This window comes from Scytonema millei VB511283, assembly GCF_000817735.3.
GTDB classification, from domain to species: Bacteria; Cyanobacteriota; Cyanobacteriia; order Cyanobacteriales; family Chroococcidiopsidaceae; genus Chroococcidiopsis; species Chroococcidiopsis millei_B.
The window spans coordinates 205,990-225,118 of sequence record NZ_JTJC03000004.1; the positions used below are offsets into that span (position 1 = coordinate 205,990).

17 protein-coding genes and 1 pseudogene are annotated in these 19,129 nt (G+C 43.3%); 12 read left to right on the forward strand and 6 right to left on the reverse strand.

Features of this window, described 5'->3' with window-relative positions; translation table 11 throughout:
* Positions 1 to 257 precede the first annotated feature (257 nt).
* Positions 258 to 434, reverse strand: coding sequence for a hypothetical protein (locus QH73_RS15970; RefSeq protein WP_165587719.1), 177 nt, complete (start codon positions 432 to 434; stop codon positions 258 to 260).
* A gap of 81 nt (positions 435 to 515) precedes the next feature.
* Complete coding sequence (locus QH73_RS15975) at positions 516 to 1,571, reverse strand: hypothetical protein (RefSeq protein WP_236147047.1); 1,056 nt, start codon at positions 1,569 to 1,571, stop codon at positions 516 to 518.
* An 861-nt stretch (positions 1,572 to 2,432) separates the two neighbouring features.
* Here QH73_RS15975 and QH73_RS15980 point away from each other — a divergent pair.
* The 7 genes and pseudogenes from QH73_RS15980 to QH73_RS16010 all read left to right on the forward strand — a co-directional run bounded on the left by QH73_RS15980 (position 2,433) and on the right by QH73_RS16010 (position 7,107).
* Complete coding sequence (locus tag QH73_RS15980) at positions 2,433 to 3,008, forward strand: hypothetical protein (RefSeq protein WP_039717170.1); 576 nt, start codon at positions 2,433 to 2,435, stop codon at positions 3,006 to 3,008.
* A gap of 133 nt (positions 3,009 to 3,141) precedes the next feature.
* A complete protein-coding gene (locus tag QH73_RS15985; protein ID WP_015155307.1) occupies positions 3,142 to 3,753 on the forward strand; it encodes a helix-turn-helix domain-containing protein in 612 nt (203 codons plus the stop codon).
* A 38-nt stretch (positions 3,754 to 3,791) separates the two neighbouring features.
* The gene (locus QH73_RS15990; protein WP_039717169.1) at positions 3,792 to 4,010 is read left to right on the forward strand and encodes a hypothetical protein; all 219 of its coding nucleotides are present in this window, start codon (positions 3,792 to 3,794) and stop codon (positions 4,008 to 4,010) included.
* A gap of 338 nt (positions 4,011 to 4,348) precedes the next feature.
* Entirely contained in the window at positions 4,349 to 4,738 is a 390-nt protein-coding gene (locus tag QH73_RS15995) for a YdhR family protein (RefSeq protein WP_039717168.1), read from the forward strand.
* An 85-nt stretch (positions 4,739 to 4,823) separates the two neighbouring features.
* Positions 4,824 to 5,075 (forward strand): annotated as a pseudogene (locus tag QH73_RS16000) (DUF1830 domain-containing protein); the annotation flags it as partial.
* A gap of 184 nt (positions 5,076 to 5,259) precedes the next feature.
* Positions 5,260 to 5,931, forward strand: a complete 672-nt coding sequence (locus QH73_RS16005) for a carbonic anhydrase (protein ID WP_201278195.1) — start codon at positions 5,260 to 5,262, stop codon at positions 5,929 to 5,931.
* Positions 5,932 to 6,096: 165 nt separating this feature from the next.
* A complete protein-coding gene (locus QH73_RS16010) occupies positions 6,097 to 7,107 on the forward strand; it encodes a bestrophin family protein (protein WP_039717166.1) in 1,011 nt (336 codons plus the stop codon).
* Between the two features lie 174 nt (positions 7,108 to 7,281).
* Here the strand turns inward: QH73_RS16010 and QH73_RS16015 are convergent, their stop codons facing one another.
* The 4 genes from QH73_RS16015 to QH73_RS16030 form a co-directional block, all read right to left on the reverse strand.
* Positions 7,282 to 7,878, reverse strand: a complete 597-nt coding sequence (locus tag QH73_RS16015) for a GUN4 domain-containing protein (protein ID WP_039717165.1) — start codon at positions 7,876 to 7,878, stop codon at positions 7,282 to 7,284.
* A gap of 66 nt (positions 7,879 to 7,944) precedes the next feature.
* On the reverse strand, positions 7,945 to 8,187 hold the full coding sequence (locus tag QH73_RS16020) for a hypothetical protein (RefSeq protein WP_039717164.1): 243 nt from the start codon (positions 8,185 to 8,187) through the stop codon (positions 7,945 to 7,947).
* 160 nt (positions 8,188 to 8,347) lie between these two features.
* Positions 8,348 to 11,623 (reverse strand): efflux RND transporter permease subunit, encoded by a 3,276-nt coding sequence (locus QH73_RS16025; protein ID WP_039717163.1) that lies wholly within the window; start codon positions 11,621 to 11,623, stop codon positions 8,348 to 8,350.
* Between the two features lie 73 nt (positions 11,624 to 11,696).
* A complete protein-coding gene (locus QH73_RS16030; protein WP_039717162.1) occupies positions 11,697 to 12,938 on the reverse strand; it encodes an efflux RND transporter periplasmic adaptor subunit in 1,242 nt (413 codons plus the stop codon).
* A 718-nt stretch (positions 12,939 to 13,656) separates the two neighbouring features.
* Here QH73_RS16030 and QH73_RS16035 point away from each other — a divergent pair.
* From QH73_RS16035 to QH73_RS16055, 5 genes are all read left to right on the forward strand, one after another.
* Positions 13,657 to 14,910: an NAD(P)/FAD-dependent oxidoreductase gene (locus tag QH73_RS16035; protein WP_039717779.1), complete on the forward strand. Its 1,254-nt coding sequence runs from the start codon at positions 13,657 to 13,659 to the stop codon at positions 14,908 to 14,910.
* A gap of 417 nt (positions 14,911 to 15,327) precedes the next feature.
* Positions 15,328 to 16,860, forward strand: coding sequence for a GMC oxidoreductase (locus tag QH73_RS16040; protein WP_039717161.1), 1,533 nt, complete (start codon positions 15,328 to 15,330; stop codon positions 16,858 to 16,860).
* A 149-nt stretch (positions 16,861 to 17,009) separates the two neighbouring features.
* On the forward strand, positions 17,010 to 17,762 hold the full coding sequence (locus QH73_RS16045; RefSeq protein ID WP_039717160.1) for a type 1 glutamine amidotransferase domain-containing protein: 753 nt from the start codon (positions 17,010 to 17,012) through the stop codon (positions 17,760 to 17,762).
* Between the two features lie 180 nt (positions 17,763 to 17,942).
* On the forward strand, positions 17,943 to 18,746 hold the full coding sequence (locus QH73_RS16050; RefSeq protein ID WP_039717159.1) for an SDR family NAD(P)-dependent oxidoreductase: 804 nt from the start codon (positions 17,943 to 17,945) through the stop codon (positions 18,744 to 18,746).
* Positions 18,747 to 18,818: 72 nt separating this feature from the next.
* The gene (locus QH73_RS16055) at positions 18,819 to 19,124 is read left to right on the forward strand and encodes an antibiotic biosynthesis monooxygenase family protein (RefSeq protein ID WP_039717158.1); all 306 of its coding nucleotides are present in this window, start codon (positions 18,819 to 18,821) and stop codon (positions 19,122 to 19,124) included.
* Positions 19,125 to 19,129: the final 5 nt, after the last annotated feature.

Sequence of the window (19,129 nt, forward strand, 5' to 3'; positions counted from 1 at the left end):
CATAACTATTTATGACTGCCTATTCAGGAACATAAATTATTAATTAGGTTTGCTCCATCAAACGAATAAACTAGTGAAATATATGGCTCTTCTAGGAATCAGGTGAAAAAAGTTATTTATGATACAATTTTGTCATTCTGAGCGTAGCGTCAGCGAAGCGAAGAATCTGCGAGATGCTTCGCTACACTGCGTTTCGCTCAGCATGACATCAAATATGAGTTTTGGTTATCACCCAAAAGCCAGGAGAGCCAAATATATCAGAGAGAGCATTCGAGATCGTTTGGCAATCCTTGCTCAAATGCCTTAATCAAGATACTTTCCAAATCAACCTCCATGTCATCCAAGATCTTGAAGATGCTCTCATTCAGGCTGCTTGTATCATAATTACAATCCAAAGATTGCCGAGCGATCGCGGTAGCTGTTAAAGTTGCCATGATTTTCTCCTTGTAATTGTTCTAAGTAGGTTTGTTGAAAGTGTTGTGGGTGAGTTTTGGTTATATGCGAATAGCTGAGAATCAGATTTCATCAGTGCTTGCTTGCTCTAATCCTTTCAACACATGCGCTAGTTCCTCCTCTGATATGTAATCTTCACTAGGCGGACTGAAACACAGCAGTGCAGTCTCGTAGCAAGCTCTTGCCACCTGGACACGCTCATCAGATGTAAGCTCAGTCATCATCTCTACTGTCTCGTCTACGTGTCCGACATCATTACCAACACCACTATGCACCCGCAAGCAACGAGTGGCATGGGTATTAGGTGGCAGCAAAGCCTCTACCCTTTGGATGTAATCTTCTTTAATCCCCATAGCTAAACGCTCCATTGTATAGGAATAACCAGCACAACCAATTGGATCTCTTGCCTGTACGCTCCGAGTGAAATAATCTACCAAATTTACTGCTGCTGGGGGAACAAGTTCTTTCACCACAGCCTCAGCCTTATATCCCATTGACTGAATATCGAGCAGGGCGAGTCGGTCGTGACCCGCTTCCTCACTGGCTTTCTGTGCAGCCCACCCAGCTAAAACCATGCGTCCGGCTGAAGCGAAGCGCCAAGCAGCTGTCTCCATCAGTTGTTGCGTGGGTTGGCATAGATGATAAGAACCTGCTAGTCGCCATACCCAACGTGTGGGGGTCAAGGCTGGTGGTCTGCGGCGAGTCTTCACCCGACTCCAAGCTAACGCTATTGCTCCATCCAACTGCTTTTGAGTTTTAGCTTTGTTGCTTGCGTCAACTGACTTTTCAGTGAAGATAATGCCTTGCTTTGCAGAACTAGGTTGATGCGCCCAAGTGCGTTTAGCGGTCTTCACCACCGTTGTATCAGCCACAAAACCCGTCGATGTATCATCAGTTGCAGATTGTTGGTTACTATTAGGCTGGCTACTATTAGATGTATACTGCCAAGAGCCGCTAGCAGTTTTCATCACTGTTGTATCAGCTACAAAACCCGCTGATTCAGCACTCTTGAAAGAAGTCGTGCTATTTGGCGATGGTATAGAAATCTCAGATGTTTGTTCGCCAGCCTCAAACTGTTCGGTCATTTGCACTTCCTCGGTTTGATGTTTAGCGTTCATTGTTAGCAAACTAGCTCCAATAAAGGTTGACAAACAGCTCTAATCGTGCATCAAAAAGTATTGGACGACTTTCCTCATCTCTAAATAGCAGATTTATTTGCGATCGTGAGGACAAGATACGTAATGCTGCTTCTGTTGATTTCGCCTTGCCTTCTCGAATGCGTCTATCGAGAGAGGCGTTATGAATTTCAGTTTGCTAGCTTCAAGATAATTTTCCAAGCAAAGATAACAAAGTTAAGGAAAAAACTTGAAGCTGTGGATCTCAACAGCAGCTCAAAGCTAAAACCAGAAATAGTTTCAACTACCCAAAAGTTTACAAAAATATAATTTTTAGAATTTCTTAACATTCTTAAGTTTTAGATTGTCGGCTTAACTTGCTTAAATTTTAAAATTTTATAAAATTCACGAGTGGGAATAGGCAGTAACAGTTTAGCTTGTCAAACACTGGCGATCAGGTCTGGTTGTTCTATATACTGCGATCGCCACAGAGGATACAATAACGCTTCAGTCACGACTTTGCGATCGCTCTAAGTTTAGCGAAAATCTAAGCAATTGCTTGAGTGTCAATAAAAAAACTAAATTTAAGAACGTTAGCCAATTTTAGCGTTTATGACAGCTAATCACTGAAATCCTTGTCCGATGGAAGTTAGAGCAACTTCTAGCTAAAGAATTTCAGAGAAATTTCAATTTTTTTCTTATCTTTTTTATCTTTACTTGCTAAAACCCGATCCAAGTAGCACATTGGTAGTCACTGGCAACAATTTCCACAGCAGACAGCAAACTCTACAGTCAACTAAAGGATTGACGATTCCAACACAATTCAGCTTCTACTCCTTTTTACATGGTAGAGGTTTTTAGGTGATGCAGCGGTTCAATTACTACAAAAACTTGCTCGCAGATTATTCCAAGCCAGATTTGATTTCCAACGAGTTAGCGGTAAAGCTACTCAACGATGCAGAAGTATACATTTCTCTGCACGAGGAGACACTTCCTCAAATTACCACAAACTACAACCTAGTACAAATAGAACGAGAAAACAAAGATTGGTGGTCAACGCATTGTGAAGCCTGGCGACAAGGACGGGGTGATATTTTAGCAAAGGAGTACACTGATGGACTGGTATACCTTTGTGCGGACGGACCTTTTTACAGCAGAACCGCAGCAAAGCACAGAGAAGAACATTGGTGGGCAATTACCGCTCAACCAGGTGTCACGATGAGTTGGCCCATTGTGATGTTCCATGATGAAGTCGTCTATACAGAATGGTGCTGTATAGATAACGAGGTCAATGAAACAATTGCTAAAGGTAATGAGACTATACTACGACGCGGACACCGAGGTGGCTGCTATTTAAAAAGCGCGCATCTAGATTTTTCTCGCGATGTTTATGCACCAAATGAATTTTTATACTGGCTCAGACGCGAACCAGAAACTTAGTAGTTATTCGGACGATAAGCTAACTCAAAGCATTGTTTTTAAGTAGTGAGGAGTAAAAGAATTCCAAATTCGATTGAATCTAGGAAAAGCCAAGAAGAAAGTTGCAGTTTCTTTAAGTAATGGGTGTGATTTTATGAACTCTAATCGCTTACTTGAGAGCCAAGAATTCCACACTGTCGATATAGACTCGCTGATTGAAAATGCTAGAATGGTGGGATTTCAAAAGTTCTTGCTTCAGTCTCATCCTCTTTTGAGTAAAGTTTTTGAATTCATCGAAGCACGCTATTGCGATTCAATTAGTCTGCGAGAGGTGGCTGAAGCGGTTGGTCGTTCTCCAGCGTACTTGACTGACCTTGTGCGGCGGGAAACTGGAAAAACTGTGCTGAGCTGGATTGTGGAACGCCGCATGGCAGAAGCACGTTGTCTATTACTTGAAACTGGTCAGTCAGTAGAGCAGATTGCTGAAGCAGTAGGTTATTTTGATAGACGGCATTTCAGTCGCTTGTTTCTCCGGTTCCACGGATTGACTCCACAAGCTTGGCGGAGAAAATATCAAAGTAGGAGCGTTCCACTTTTGCAAGTAGACCTGAAAGAGGAAAAGCCAAGCAATCTGATTGAGCAAAGAGCCAAAACTATAACTGCTGTAGAAGCTCAAAGACTACAGGTTTGTATACAAGAGATTGTTGAGATTCTGTATCAAAACATAACAATTGGTCAAGAGAACTTGAATGAGGCATTTCTGTAGAAACTTGTAGATGCTATCTATTGGGAGTTGTTCAAATTATGAACCAACATCTATTTCACGATGAAATTACTCTGGCAGAACAAGCAGAAGAATTAGCAAAAAAGGCAATTAAGTTAGGGTTAATTCCAAGTTTTGTCGTCCGCCACTTTCCAGATAGTTGGGAATTCTACATTCCTAACGAAAAGGAATCTGCTGCTCTGACTCCAGAAGAAGCATATCTTCAGTTAAAGAAACTAACTGGAACTTTTAGCAAGTAGAGACGGAATAAATCTGCTAGTCTTCACTTCAATTGAGAACCAGAAAAAAAATAGCAGACTTGTCTCCAAAGTTTAGCCCTTGTATTTGTATTTAGAGAAACATAAACTAATACAAAGTCACGTTCCTAACAACTAATAGACGGAAGCAGTGCGGAACGTATTGTGTATACGATCTATGTCTTTCACAATACATTCCGCTTTTTCATATTTATGAAAATACAATTGGTCAGCCAATCGAGAGCTGAGAAAAACTAGTTTTTATTTAACCTTGTTTATTTAAGCCGCAATCACCGTAGACGGAGTACGCCTTGTTTCAATCAATCGAGTTGATGAGAAAAATGGCAAAAATTATCCAAATCGACTTCAAGCGCGATCGCTCGCAGAAGAAAACAGCTAGTAGTAAAACAGTTATGCTAGATTTTACCCTAGCGCTTGCTCAAGTTCCGGGGCTAATCCAGAAAATTTGGATGATTAACAATGAAACTACTTCAAAAGCAGGGGGTATTTACCTGTTTGAGGATGAAGCGAGTGTTTTTGATTATTTTAACGGACCAATATTTAATCGGATTGTCAGCGATCCAAACTTTGAAGAGATTGTCGTTAAATCATTCGACCTTAATGAAAAGCATGGTTTTCTAGCCGAAGGATCTGTTACCGATCTACTCAGATGTTTAAGCGGTTTCAAGTCAAATAGTTTTAAAACTAGTGAAAGTATTTTGTTTCAATAGGAAACATTTTGTGGTTCATGACTGTATTAGTGTGAATGCGATGGACTGAATCTGACAATTTGATTTGGTAGGAAAATTGTAACAGATGGCTCTCATATTTGCTCCTCCACAAACTCAGCGTTCTCTAAAGATTCTTTGTTGCTATGTGAATAGCACTCGAAAAATTCAGATTCTCCGAATTACGAATGTTTCAGATTGTCACTTTGAGCGCGTTATTTTCTCAGGTCAACGTATTTTATTTGAGGCTCCGAGAAATGCTCAATTAGAAATCCATACATGCGATATGTACAGTGCTATCTTGTCGGATAAGATACCCTGCGATCGCCTCCAAATGAATTGACTGGCAGCGCTCTTTTAAGTAGATTTAAGCTGGATTAGAGAAGGCGATCGCAAAAATAAATATCGCTATGATTAAATTAATGAATTTATTAAAAAAATTATAGAAATAAGTTTTTAAATATACGTATTTGTTCGCCCGCTCTCCTGTAGTTATCCATTTAGCGAGGTATCAAGCAATGTCCATGCAAGATATGGTTAAAGGTGTAGAGAAGTTCCGCATCAATTACTTTTGCTCTCACCAAGAGATGTTTGGACGGCTAGCTCAAGGTCAGGCTCCACAGGTACTCTTTATCACCTGCTCTGACTCTCGAATCGATCCAAATCTGATTACTCAAACTCAACCAGGCGAACTGTTTGTCATTCGTAATGTTGGTAATATTGTTCCGCCTTTTGGTACTGCGAATTTTACTGAAGCCGCAGCAATTGAATATGCAATTCAAGCGTTAGGAATAAAAGACATTATTATCTGCGGTCATTCCCATTGCGGCGCTATGAAGGGATTATTGCAATTAGGTAGCCTCGCTCAAGAGATGCCTTTGGTTTACGAATGGTTACACCATTATGCAGCAGCCACTCGTCGCCTAGTTCAGGATAACTATCAAGAATATGAAGGCGAGGAACTTTTAAGTCTTACCGTTAAAGAAAACGTTTTGACGCAGATAGAAAACTTAGAAACTTACCCAGTCATTCGCTCTCGACTGCGATCGGGACAACTCTTTCTTCATGCTTGGGTTTATGAGATTGAGACTGGAAATGTCATTGCCTACAATGCCAACTTAGGTCAATTTGTACCGATTAAAGATCCGCTACCTGTACCTGACCCCATAGCTGCTGGCACAATACTACTCAGTTAAGATTCGATCCCCCCAACCCCCCTTTTTAAGGGGGGCTAAGAATAGCTTTTTTCCCCCAATTCATCGGGGGATTAAGGGGGATCTCCAAAGACTATATACTCTAACCGAGAAGTATTGGCTGCTGGTATGCACTCAGGTTTATCGGAGTTAATGGAGTTGTAAAATATGAACTTTATCAAGCCTAATAATGCCCTAGAGCAGTGCAAACGTTTGCTCAATAAGGCAAGAAATACATTTAAAGGAAAACATCACCTTTACACTGGTGAAACGCTAAATTGGTTTCAAGTTATTTTACGGCTTGAAAGAACAGTTATTCCAGTGATTTTTCCTTGGGTACTTTTTTGTAGTGGATATGGTTTTTTTATATCATTAATTCACCATTTTGACACAGAAATAGTGTTTCCAGAAAAAAATGGTGTCATTACTAATGCCATTTTAAGTTTCAACGTAGGTCTAACTTTATTGTTAGTTTTTCGCACGAATACAGCTCACGATCGCTTTTGGGAAGCCCGCAAACTTTGGGGAAGGTTAGTCAATACAGTTCGGAATTTAGCTCAGGGAATTTACATTGTAGTTAAAGATAAGTCACATCAAGAAAGAGTAGAAAAAGAGGCAATACTCAAGCTGTTAGTGGCTTTTCCAATTGCTATGAAATTACATCTAAGAGCAGAACCAGTGGATAAGCAGCTAGCTTCATTGATGTCAGAAAACCAGTATTTTCAACTCAAATCCGTCCGTCATTCTCCACTACAAATCGTCTTTTGGATTAGGGGTTATCTGCAACATCAATACGAATGTAATTGTTTGAATATCTATCAACTAACTGCCTTGCACGCTCTGCTAGATGAGTTAATCAATATCTTGGGAGGCTGCGAGCGCATTTTGAAAACACCACTACCTTTAATCTATTCCATTAAATTTAGGCTACTGGTATTAATCTATTGCTTAATACTGCCGCTGGAATTAGTGAAAAACTTGACTTGGTGGACTGGTTTAATTATGGCTTTTGTAAGTTTCACCTTGTTAAGTATCGAACAAATTGGCTCGGAGATCGAAGAGCCTTTTGGATACGATGCCAACGATCTACCCCTAGATGTTATTTGCAACACTATGCGACAAAATGTTGAAGAGTTAATCGCAGTTGCTCCCAGCAGCAGTTGTTCTTGGCGAGACTAGTCGCAATTCTCGATTGCGTGCCATCTTGTAGGGGCGCACAGCTGTGCGCCCCTACGGTCGTGTGTTTTATCCAATTAAAAACCGCTATAAGATTGGGAACAGGTTGACATTTTGTAATTTCCAATTCCTAGAGTGGCACAAAAACATAGCAATGTTAGCTATGCTGTTACCGACCTAGAGATTGCATGTGAGTAGGCGATTAAAGAAATAGTTTGTCATTTTTGAACCAAAGGGCGAATTCCACCACCGAGAGGGGTGACAACCTATTGGTGCAGCAAGAGTGTAATCGAGGCGATCGCATTTTTGCCATTTGCCATCGACGCGCCAGCCTATGCGATCGCCGAAGCGTTCGATAACAGTATTATCCTGAGCAATAGTGGTATTAAGAGAACCACCTACGTTTTGATAAATCTGCATCTGCACGCTGAAGCCAAAGCGACCCTTGCTATAAGTTGTCCAGAGGCTATCAATTACGTGCAGTTCGTTGCAGGGAAATTGCTTCACGTCTTCAGGAGTAATCGATTCCAGTTCTCGCTGCCCTGTTATCGCCAGAATGACCCGAATAGTTTCCCAGTCCGCTTCTTGTAAATTCCCTGCTGCTAATAAATCTCGTAGCTTTTTGTATTTGTGGATATCTGCAACTAGTCGCAAATCATCCTCTGACTGAGTAACTCGTTCGCTAAGGCAAGATAAAAGTTGATTGAATTGCTGTAATTGCTCTTCCATTACGGCTAAACGAGCAATGACTTCAGACTCATATGTAGTAGACATTGGGTTTCTGATGGAAGTACTTGTTTTGAGTTCCTGAAAAGATAAATTAGCGAGCTGCTACTTGTTTTATTGCTCTATTTCTCTATCTCTTGCAGTTTTCAGCTCTCGAAGGCATTCTTGTCCGGCACCGACAAGAAATCCTAAACTTGCACCAATCAAAGCATATTTTTTATGCAAATTCTGGTAAGACTGGCTTTCGTATTGCAGTTGATTAAAGTTACGCTGACCAATTTTGGTAGCAGCTAAACTAATAACTAAGCCGACAAGAGCAGTCATAATTCCTGACAAAATAATTAGCCTGACCTTCATAGTTATCCTATAGAGTAAATTGGATTAGTGGTGTAAGAAAAAGGAATAGAACAGATAGAAAATGGTGGCAACAAACAAGATGTGGTTGAGATAGTCGTTGAAATTCCATTTACGAAACATTACCGTTACCTCGGAATACTACTTGACTAAATCGGATAGTTCATTCGTGTTGAGAAGAAGCTTGAAAATTGGGCAGAGCTTGTTCCCGCTCGTCTTGAATCGGCGGTTGTGGAAATTGTTCTGACTCGCTAGGTGTACCTGATTTACCTGGTTTTAAGAAACGCTCCTCTAGTTTCTTGATTGTGACGTACAGAACTGGTACTAAAAACAAGCTCAAGATTGTCGAAATGAGGTAGCCACCAAAAAGCGCTGTCCCTAAAGACCAACGACTCATTGCTCCAGCTCCTTTAGCAATTACCAAGGGCCAGAAACCGACAAGACCAGCAAAAGCAGTCATCAGAATCGGTCGCAAGCGTTCTTTAGCAGCTCGAACTGCTGCCTGGGTAATGTCCATACCTGTCTCTAACGACTGGTTGGCAAATTCTACAATCAGAATTGCGTTCTTACTCGCCAAACCAATCAACATTACCAAAGCTACCTGGGCATAAATATTATTGTTAACGACTGGCCAAACTCCACCAGCTTGGAAAATATTTGCCCGTAAGACAACTGCACCAATAGCACCCAAGATCGCCAAGGGTACTGTAATCATGATGATGGTGGGATCGACGTAACTTTCATACTGAGCGGCTAGCACCAGAAAAACCATCACAAAAGCTAAACCAAAAATAATCGGTGCAGCACCCCCAGAGGATTTTTCTTGAAAAGCAGTTCCCGTCCAGGCGTAGCCAAATCCCGGTTGCAACACTTCTTGAGCAACCTCTTCCATCGCTTGCATGGCTTGTCCCGTACTGTAGCCTGGTGCTGCTGCGCCTTGAATTTTGATCGCAGGATAGGCGTTGTAATGGCTCACAATCGGCGGATAGTTCAATCTTGTCAAGTTTACGACATTGCTCAATCGGACTAGGTTGTTATCTTGAGAGCGTACGTACAAACGGCTTATATCCTCGGGATTAGAGCGCACCGTTCCTTCCGCCTGGGCATAAACTCGATACAGCCGCCCGCCAAGAACGTATTGATTAATGTATCGCGCGCCTAAATATGTCTGTAAGGTATTGAAAATGTCGTTAATTTCGATGTTCTGCGCCTTGGCTTGGCTGCGATCGATGGAAATTTGCATCATTGGCGTACCGAAGGTAAATTGAGTAAACACTCCCGCCAATTCTGGTCGTTTCTGGGCTGCGGCGATCGCCTTTTGAGTATTGTCGATCAGCGCTTCCATAGGCAGGGCAGCTTTATTTTGGATGTATAGCTCAAACCCACCTGTAGAACCTAATCCGTCTACTGGCGGTGCGTTGACTGCAATTGCCCGGGCTTCTGGAACTTTTGCCTGTAACCCCTGGTTAACCTTTTGCAGAACCCCAAAAACTGACTTATCTGCACCAGGACGCTCCTCCCAGTGTTTCAACTTGACAAATAGCAGTGTCTTGTTACTAGCATTTCCTTCAAACCCATAGCCAGCAGTACCAAATGCGTGTTCGACTTCGGGTAAGGGCAGCATCACTTCTTCAGTAATCCGCGTCAGTAGCTCGGCACTGTAGTTTAAAGAAACCCCCGCTGGAGCTTCGACGATCGCAAACAAATAGCCCTGATCCTCTTCAGGGATAAATCCTTGGGGAGTCGTCTGATAGATCCAACCCGTCGCGATCAATCCGGCAATAAAAACAGGAATGACAAGCAGCCGAATCCGAATCAGAAATTCTACTGTCTTGGTATATCCTGCCTTGAACCAGTCGAAAACCTGATTAAACCAGCGAAACAACACTCCCAAAGGTCCGTGTACTTCTTCCTGCCTGCGTAGGATAATAGCTGACATACTAGGAGAGAAGCTCAGGGCATTAAACGTAGAAATGGCGATCGAGAAAGCAATAACCAGCGCAAATTGCTTGTAGACAATTCCTGTCGTCCCAGGGAAGAAAGTCACGGGAATAAACACCGCCATGAGTACAACTGATGTCGCGACAACCGCCCCTGTCAGTTCCCCCATAGCATCTAGGGCTGCTTGCAGTGGTTTCATTCCTTGAGCTAACTTTGCAGATATTGCTTCCACCACCACAATTCCATCATCTACCACAAGACCAGTTGCCAAGATGATGCCAAACAAAGTCAGTTGATTGAGACTAAATCCTAATACAAATGCCAAAGCCATTGCCCCAACTAGCGAAACTGGAATGGCAATAGCAGGAACGATGGTGGTGCGCCAGTCCTGCAAAAAGATAAAGATGACTAAGAACACCAACGCGATCGCATCGATCAGGGTTTTGAAGGCTTCGTCAAGGGAAGCTGCCACAAATAAAGTATTATCTAAGGCAACTTCCGCTTTCAATCCAGGCGGAAAATTCTGTTCTAGCTCCGCCATTTTTTCTTTGACCAACTTAGCCGTGTTCCAGGCGTTTGTACCGGGAAGTTGGTAGACTAAAAGCCCGACTGCTGGCGCGCCATCGAACATTGCGTTGGTACTATAATCTTGCGCCCCTATTTCCGCTCGACCCACATCTTTAATTCTGATCAGCGTGCCATCCGCACCTACTTTCACCACTGTATTTTCAGCTTCTTCGGGAGTCGTGAATCGACCAGCTGCTCTCAGGGCAAATTCGTAACGTTGCTCGGAGGGAGTGGGCTGCTGACCAATTTTGCCTGCTCCTACCTGAATATTCTGTTCTGAAATGGCATCGATCGCATCCTGAGCTGTCAATTGTCTAGCGGCAAGGGCATCGGGATCGAGCCAGATCCGCATGGCATACTTCCGCTCTCCCAGAATTACGGCGTTCCCCACCCCCTCGATCCGCTTGATTTCATCGAGAATTTGGCGATCGACATAGTTACTCACGAAAACAGGATTGTATGTGAATCGATCGTTCTTATCCTTATCAGCATAAAAGGCATAAGCGATCGTAATCGTGGGAGATTGTTTTTGGGTGATGACACCAGTTCGGTTCACCTCTTCAGGTAACTCGGCTTGAGAAACGGCAACATTATTTTGGACAAGAACTTGAGCGGTGTTCCTGTCCATTTCCGTTGGGAAAGAAATGTTGATACTCGTATCACCATTATTCGTCGTTTGAGAGGACATATATACGACCCGCTCTGTGCCATTGATTTGCCGCTCCAGAACAGTGGTGACGTTTTCTTCAGAGGTTTTGGCATCACTACCCAGATAGTTAGCAGTTACAGTCACCTGCTTTAGAGCCATTTCGGGTAGCTTATCTAAGGGAAGTAGGGGAATACAAATTCCGCCAATCAAGAGAATCAGTACAGTGCAAACTGTAGTTAAAATCGGTCTTTTGATGAAAGTGTTAGCAATACTCAACAGCATAGTCCAGGAGTTCCTATTAATTTTTGGGACAGTGGAAGTGTTGGGACAGTAGAACAGAGCTATTGCTGAGAATTTAGGATTCAGACGCTATCGGCTGCACGGGGGCATTATCTCTTAAGTTCAAAATTTCCGTGATAGCAATCTTTTCTCCTGGCTTAACTCCATTGAGTACCTGGTATTTCTGACCTTTAATATTTCCCAACTGTACGGGCTTTTGCCGCACGACTGTTTTGCTCCCTTGTTGCTCGACGCTATAAACAAAGCTTTGGTCGCCGATGGTAAATACGGCATCTGTAGGAATTAAGACTCCAGGGCTTTGGCTCCAAATCACTCTTGCTTTGACAAATTCGCCATCACGTAATTGCCCATTTTGATTAGAAAAGCGAGCTTTAGCTAAGATTGCTTGATCCCCAGTGTTGACTTGAGGATTAATAAAAGAAATACTGCCTGTGGCTATGCGCTTATTTGTGTTGGGGTCGATCGATTCTACAGGCAACCCTAATTTGAGTTGAGATGAGTGTTCGATCGGAACCGAGAGCCGCAGGTCTACCGAATCGTTCTGGGTGATGTTGGTCAGGGTTTGACCGATATTAACGTAGTCTCCCACCTTGACAGGAAAATCTCCCACTTCACCTGCGATCGGTGCTAGCACTTGTTTGTACTGAAGAGAGACATTGGCAGCATTTGCTTCTGCTTGCGCTTGCTTAATCTCAGTCTTCATTTGATTAGAGCTGGATTTGGCAGCTTCTACATCTTCTTCAGCAGCGTGGAGGGCTGCAATGGCTGTATTCAAATCTCTATGCGCAATATCTAATTGCTGCCTAGCTTGTACCCCTTCTTTGACTAGTCGCTCGGCTCGCTGATACTGTATTTCCTGAAGTTCTACTTCCGATGCAGCTTTAATTTTGTTAGCTTCTGCTGCTTTTAGTTGCGCTAAAGCAGTGATGCTGACTGCTCTCGCAGAGTTGACCTTAGCAATAGCACTGGCATATTCGGCTTGAGTGCGATCGGAGCGCAGTTGTACAATTGGCATTCCCTTTTCCACTCGATCTCCATTGGAGACGTGAATTTTGACAATCCGACCCTCAATTTCTGGTTGTAGGACTACTCTCTTGACAGCTTCTAACGTGCCGACAAATTCAGAATTATCTTGAACCAAACTAGATTTGAGTGTTTGCAACTTAACAGGAATAGCAGCAGGGGATTTGCTTGCTGTAGCAGGAAGCGTACTCGATTTACAGCCACTAGTGAAGGTGGAAGCTATAAGGGCTACACCTATTAGTTTTGCTGTCAGTAAAGCGTTGGATTTCAACATTGTAATTTTCCATCAGTATAATTTTACTTTTTTTACTTTGATTTGAGATTTTTTGCTAAGTATTAAGTATAAATAAATAAAGATTAAAGAAAGTTAAGGGCTAAAAGTTTTCTTATTGTAAGCAGATGGAAAAAGAATTTGAGAAATCAGGGGATCGCACTAGTAGCATTTATCCTCGTGTTTGACGGTCGATGTATACTCGCCCATTCTAAGAGTGAGGTTGCAAGGTCACTAGGGTGAATATTTCTGAGTAAGTTTGTTTTTTTTGGCTCAGTACAGGACAAAAGCTAGAAAAATGCACTGAGGAAAGGGTTTTATCAAAAACGCCACATTATTTGGGTAATTCTTCGAGTGGTTTTCCAACTAATAAATTAAATTGTAGGCAAAGCAGCTTTTAACAAATTCAGATGGCGATCGCCTGCGATCGCTAGAAATATTAATAACAAAATACAGGTCAATCCGATTTAAAAGCTTGAGCTAAACTTCGTTGCGATCGCTCGATTTGTGACGCTTCTGTTGTACAAAGAATACAGACTTGCTCCGAAAGAGCGACCCTTGCAACCGTGCTTTGTACTTCTTACTATTTAGGAAATCACAGATCGAAATTGCCACTCATAAATCCAAAATTTGCGGGTTAATCAACTGCTTAGTTTTTACTTCGTCCGCTACTGCTCAGCTTCTCGATTTCATTCCAATCTGGTACATCTTTGGAGGTCAAATGAGCCAATCAACGCTGCGAACTGCGATCGTGGGTAGTGGTTTTACTGGATTGTTTACTGCCCTTTACCTGAGTCATCTAGGCTATACGGGTCAGATAATTTTGATCGATCGCTCCGAGCGTTTTGTTTTTAAGCCCTTGCTATTTGAATTTCTCAACGGACAGATGGATGCAAACCAGGTTTGGCCCCAATATGAGGAACTACTTCAAGGAAGTGGCGTGACGTTCGTGCAGGACACCGTTGAGCATATAGACTTAGCCGGACGCAAGATCGAACTGGCTTCTGGCTTGCATTATACCTACACTAATCTCGTGCTTGCTGTAGGAAGCACAGTAGGATACTTTGGAACTCCGGGAGCTGAAGAGTACTCTTTCCCGTTTCGCAGCGGGCTGGATGTCCTCGCCCTACGTCAGCATTTACGCCAATCTCTACAACGCGCTAGCCAAATTGAAGATTTCCAGTTGCGCCAGAAATTACTAACAATTGCTGTTATCGGTGCAGGTCCAACGGGTGTTGAATTGGCAAACACGCTGGCAGATTTTTTGCCTAACTGGTATGCCAAGTTAGGTGGCAATCCTCAGGAAATCCGGCTAGTGTTGATGAATCGCAGTCAAAATATTCTCTCTGGTGATGTGAACGCTTGTTTGCGCGAGACTGCTTATACTGCTCTACAGAAGCATGTCATTCCCGTTGAACTATTGACTGGAGCTGCTGTCACTGCTCTAGATTCAGGTAAAGTGGAGTATACTCGCGATCGACAACCTGCCGTGCTTGAAGCTGAAACGATGATTTGGACGGCAGGTACAGCCATCAATCCGCTAGTCAAAAAATTGCCTATCTCCGACGAGCAGCGCGACAAACAAGGTCGTCCCTTCGTCACGCCAGCCCTTAACCTAGTCGGCTATCCAGAAGTTTTTGCTGGAGGTGACTGCGTGACGCTGCTCAAGCCCGAGCCAGCTCTAGCGCAGGTTGCCTATCAGCAGGCAAAGGCGATCGCCCGTAACCTAGTTGCTGTTTCAGTAGGTGAGAAACCCAAGGCTAGTCGCATATTCTTGCGCGGAACGTTGATGAAACTGGGTACGCAAGAGGCTGCTGCTGAAATATTTAACAAGCACGAAGTTAAAGGCAGAATAGGTCATGCAATCCGTCAACTAACTTATCTGGAGATGCTGCCTACACCAGTTCACAATTTAAAAGTTACTACTGAATGGCTCAGCGAAGAAGTATTTCATCACGCTAAAAATTTGGTTTGATTTCACAGAAATTGTTATGAAAGTCGCAAACATTTTACTATTGTTCGCGATCTCGATAACGATTGCGATCGCTAGTCTGTGGGTCGAACAACGAGCATATTTTTGGCTACTCATTCAAGCAGTGTAAAGAATGCACCCCTGCTGCAAAAAATTGACTCTTGTCGTCGTATTTTGCGAGATTTAAGCTTTGAAATGTTGAGTTTCACAAAATTCACTTGAATCAAGCTAGAAAGAATAAGAGCAACATTATTAATGCAAAATATATAGCGGTTCTAAACCAATTGTGAAAAGATCGCCCATCTGTCTGTAACATGCTAATCGTGCTTTCACAAATGACCAATAACCAATGACCAATGACAATCGTAACGAGCAGCTCACAACTCAAATGAACACGCTATAGACACATGAGGAGGTTTTATGGTTCATAAACTATATAAAAATGATGAGTCTGTAGAAGCTCTTGTGATCGGTAGTGGTTTTGGTGGAGCCGTTGCAGCTTTACGCTTAGGACAAGCAGGGATCGATACAGTCGTGCTAGAGCGAGGTCGTCGTTGGTCGATTACACCTGCCCAAAATACTTTTGCTACTCCCCATAATCCTGATGGACGAGCCGCTTGGCTGAGTCCAGCAACTATCTTTGGACAGCCGATCGATGTCCATACAGGTGTGATGGAAACCCTAGTTGAAGATGGAATTATTGTTTTGAATGGGGCTGGGGTTGGAGGCGGGTCATTAGTTTACAACAGTATTATTTATCAACCGATTCTCGAATTGTTTCAAAAGGTTTTTCCTAGTTCGATTAGCTATGATGAATTGGCTGAAATTTATTATCCTCGCGTCCATTCGATTTTACAGCCTTCGCCAATTCCTTCAGATGTTTTAAATACTACTTATTACGATACAACGCGGTTATTTCTTCAACACGCTACTCAGGCAGGTTTCCGCAATCATCTACTAGACTTAGCTGTTGATTGGGATATAGTTCGTGAAGAAATCAACGGGACAAAAGTACAGTCTACGATTATCGGAGACCATTGGTGGGGTATCAATAGCGGCGCTAAAAAGAGCTTGGATCGCAATTACTTATTCCAAGCAGAGAAAACTGGTTTCGTAGAAATATTTCCTCTACATGTAGCAGTCGAGATTGCTGAAGATCCTGAAACTGGCTACCAAGTTTCATGCAATCAGATAAATGAATCAGGAGAGGTTGTCGAACAAAAATCTTTTCGCTGTCGCTATTTATTTTTAGCAGCTGGGTCTATGGGGACTTCTAAACTTTTGGTCAAAGCTAAAGCAAAAGGTTCGTTACCTAAATTAAATGACTACGTTGGTAAATTTTGGGGTTCTAATGGCGACACCATTGCTACTCGTTCAAATTTACCACCTGTATCTGGTAAAGGGGGACCTGCGGGTGCAGTGCTGGAAAACTTCGATGACCTCGATCGCCCAATAGTACTGATAAATCTTGAAAATTGGGCTAGTCCTGAAGGAACGCAACAATGTCTTGGTTTGGGTCTACCCTCACAAAGCGGAACCTTCACGTATGATGCATCCACAGATTCTGTCAAGTTACACTATCCCCGAGAAACTCAACTCATGGCAGACACAGAAAAAACCTACAAAACCCTTGACAGTAAAAATGCCATTTCTACCAAAACGCCCATGACGGAAATGAGATTTTATACTCCCACGACTACAAACCGACCCACTTCTGAAACTGATTCTGAAACCGACGTTGTTATCACTGCCCATCCACTGGGAGGCGCAGTTTTAGGAAAAGCGTGTGATGACTACGGGCAAGTCTCTGGTTATCGAGGACTTTATGTCGTCGATGGGGCGCTGATTCCTGGCTCTACAGCATGTACAAATCCCGCATACACGATCGCAGCTTTAGCAGAACGCTGTATGGATCGAATCATTGCAGATATTCACTATACCACTAGTTTTTAAGGCATTGTTAACTGAATGCATGACACGAGCTGAGATGATTTGGAAGACTTTACCTATCACCGTACAGTCTAAGTTGTACCGCAAGCTGTTAAACGAGCAATGCTATGTTCCTTTATTTTCAACTGTAATACCAAGGAGTATTTAACACCATGAAGATTCTCATACTGATGACCAACTCAGCTACCCTCACCTTGTCAACCGGAGAGAAACATGCTTCAGGATTTTGGGCTGAGGAGTTCGTCCTCCCTTATCAAATCTTTCAGCAAGAGGGATACGAAATTGATGTAGCGACAATAGGTGGTCTTGCACCGAGCGTGGATAAAACCAGCATCGATCCGAACTTCATGCCATACGTCAGACCAGTAGGATCGCAGGTAGATGACTCCGCGCAAGCCAGAGAGTTTGTTAAGTTTATTGAGGCATCATCCGATCTCAAAAAACCCCTGAATTTGGATGAATTTACTAAAGCACAAGTCGCCTCCTACGATGGTATTTTCCTGAGTGGAGGTCATGGTGCGATGCAGGATATGCCGAAGTCGGATACGATGACGCAACTCTTCCGTTGGGCGATCGAGTTAGATAAGCCAATCGCAGCTGTTTGCCACGGAGGCAGTGGACTTTTAGCGCTGAGAACCCCCGAAGGTGACTGGCCGTTTGAGGGCTACCGCATGACCTGCTTCTCCCACGAGGAAGAACTGGTGACACCAATAGCAGGGATGCTACCCTTCATACTACAGTTTGAGATAGAGCGGTTAGGTGGCATTTACGAGAAAGCAGATGTTATCTGGGGTTCGCATGTAGTAGAAGACCGCAACCTTGTCACGGGGCAGAATCCTTATTCCTCTGATGCGGTAGCCAAAGCCTTTGCTAAGAAATTAAACAAAGTTAAAGTTCCAGCTTAGAAGTTGGCACGCCTGGAGAGCGTCGGAATTGGGGGTAAGAGAGTTTGGCAAGTGCGATCGAGAGGATGGCTGTATAGGCAGTATAGTTACTTGCCAAAATTAACGTTGCATTTTTGAGGAGGAGCAGTCTTTAATGTAAAACAGTCAAACGACAAACAATACTTTTTGTGAGTCAAGTTTATGGATTTACAGCTACGTGACAAGCGGGCGCTGATTACCGGAAGTAGTAGCGGTATTGGTGAGGGCATTGCGAAGGTGCTGGCTCAGGAAGGCGCGATCGTTGTCATACACGGTCGAAAGGAAGAACAGGCGAATCGAGTAGCTCAGGAGATTACCTCAGGTGGCGGAAAGGCAGTAGTTGCCATTGGAGATCTCTCAACCGACGAAGGCGCATGTCAAACAGCAGACAAAGCATTGCAGTCTCTTGGCGGCGTGGACATTTTGGTCAATTGTGCGGGCATGTTTCTCAACCGAGGCTGGATGGACACTCCGACTGAGGGATGGCTGCAAATGTACAACGCCAACGTGGTTTCTATGGTGCGCATGATTCGCCTTCTCGTACCCCAAATGAAGGAACTCGGCTGGGGGCGTATTATCCAGATTGCCAGCACAGAAGCGACGCAGCCTTTTGCAAATATGCCCGACTACGCGGCTACCAAAGCGGCAATCCTCAATTTGACGGTGAGCCTAGCCAAGGAGTTAGCACAAACGGGGGTAACGATCAACTCAATCAGCCCCGGCATTGTCCGAACTTTAGGACTTGAGCGTTTTTTCCGCGAAACTGCAGCTATCAGAGGCTGGGGTACGGACTGGGCGGAGATTGAAAAAAACGTACTCAAAGAGATTTGGTACAACCAAGTCGGTCGTTTGGCACGGGTTGAAGACATCGCAAATCTTGTTGCTTATGTAGCAAGCCCCCTTGCGGATTTCATCAATAGCGCGAACCTCCGAGTGGACGGTGGTGGCACAAGTACTGTCAATTGATTTGACAGCATACGTTTCTAACACGCTACCCTCTTTTCCGTACAAGTTGAATTCATCTATGGAGCAAGCCTCATGGTGATTGAAATCATTAGGTACAATATTCCCGCCGGTCAAGAAGCTGCTTTTGAATCTGCTTACGAACAAGCGCAGCAATATTTAGCAGAATCTCCTAACTGTCTGGGCTATCAGCTGGCTCACTGTGTAGAGGAACCGAATCGTTACATTCTTCGTATTGATTGGGATTCCATTGAAGGTCATATGCAGGGTTTTCGGAACAGTTCGTATTTCCCAAAGTTTTTTCAATTGGTATCCCCTTACTTTAAGTCAGTTGATGAAATGCAGCATTACAAGGAAACACCTATTTACCTGAAAAAATAAAGTTT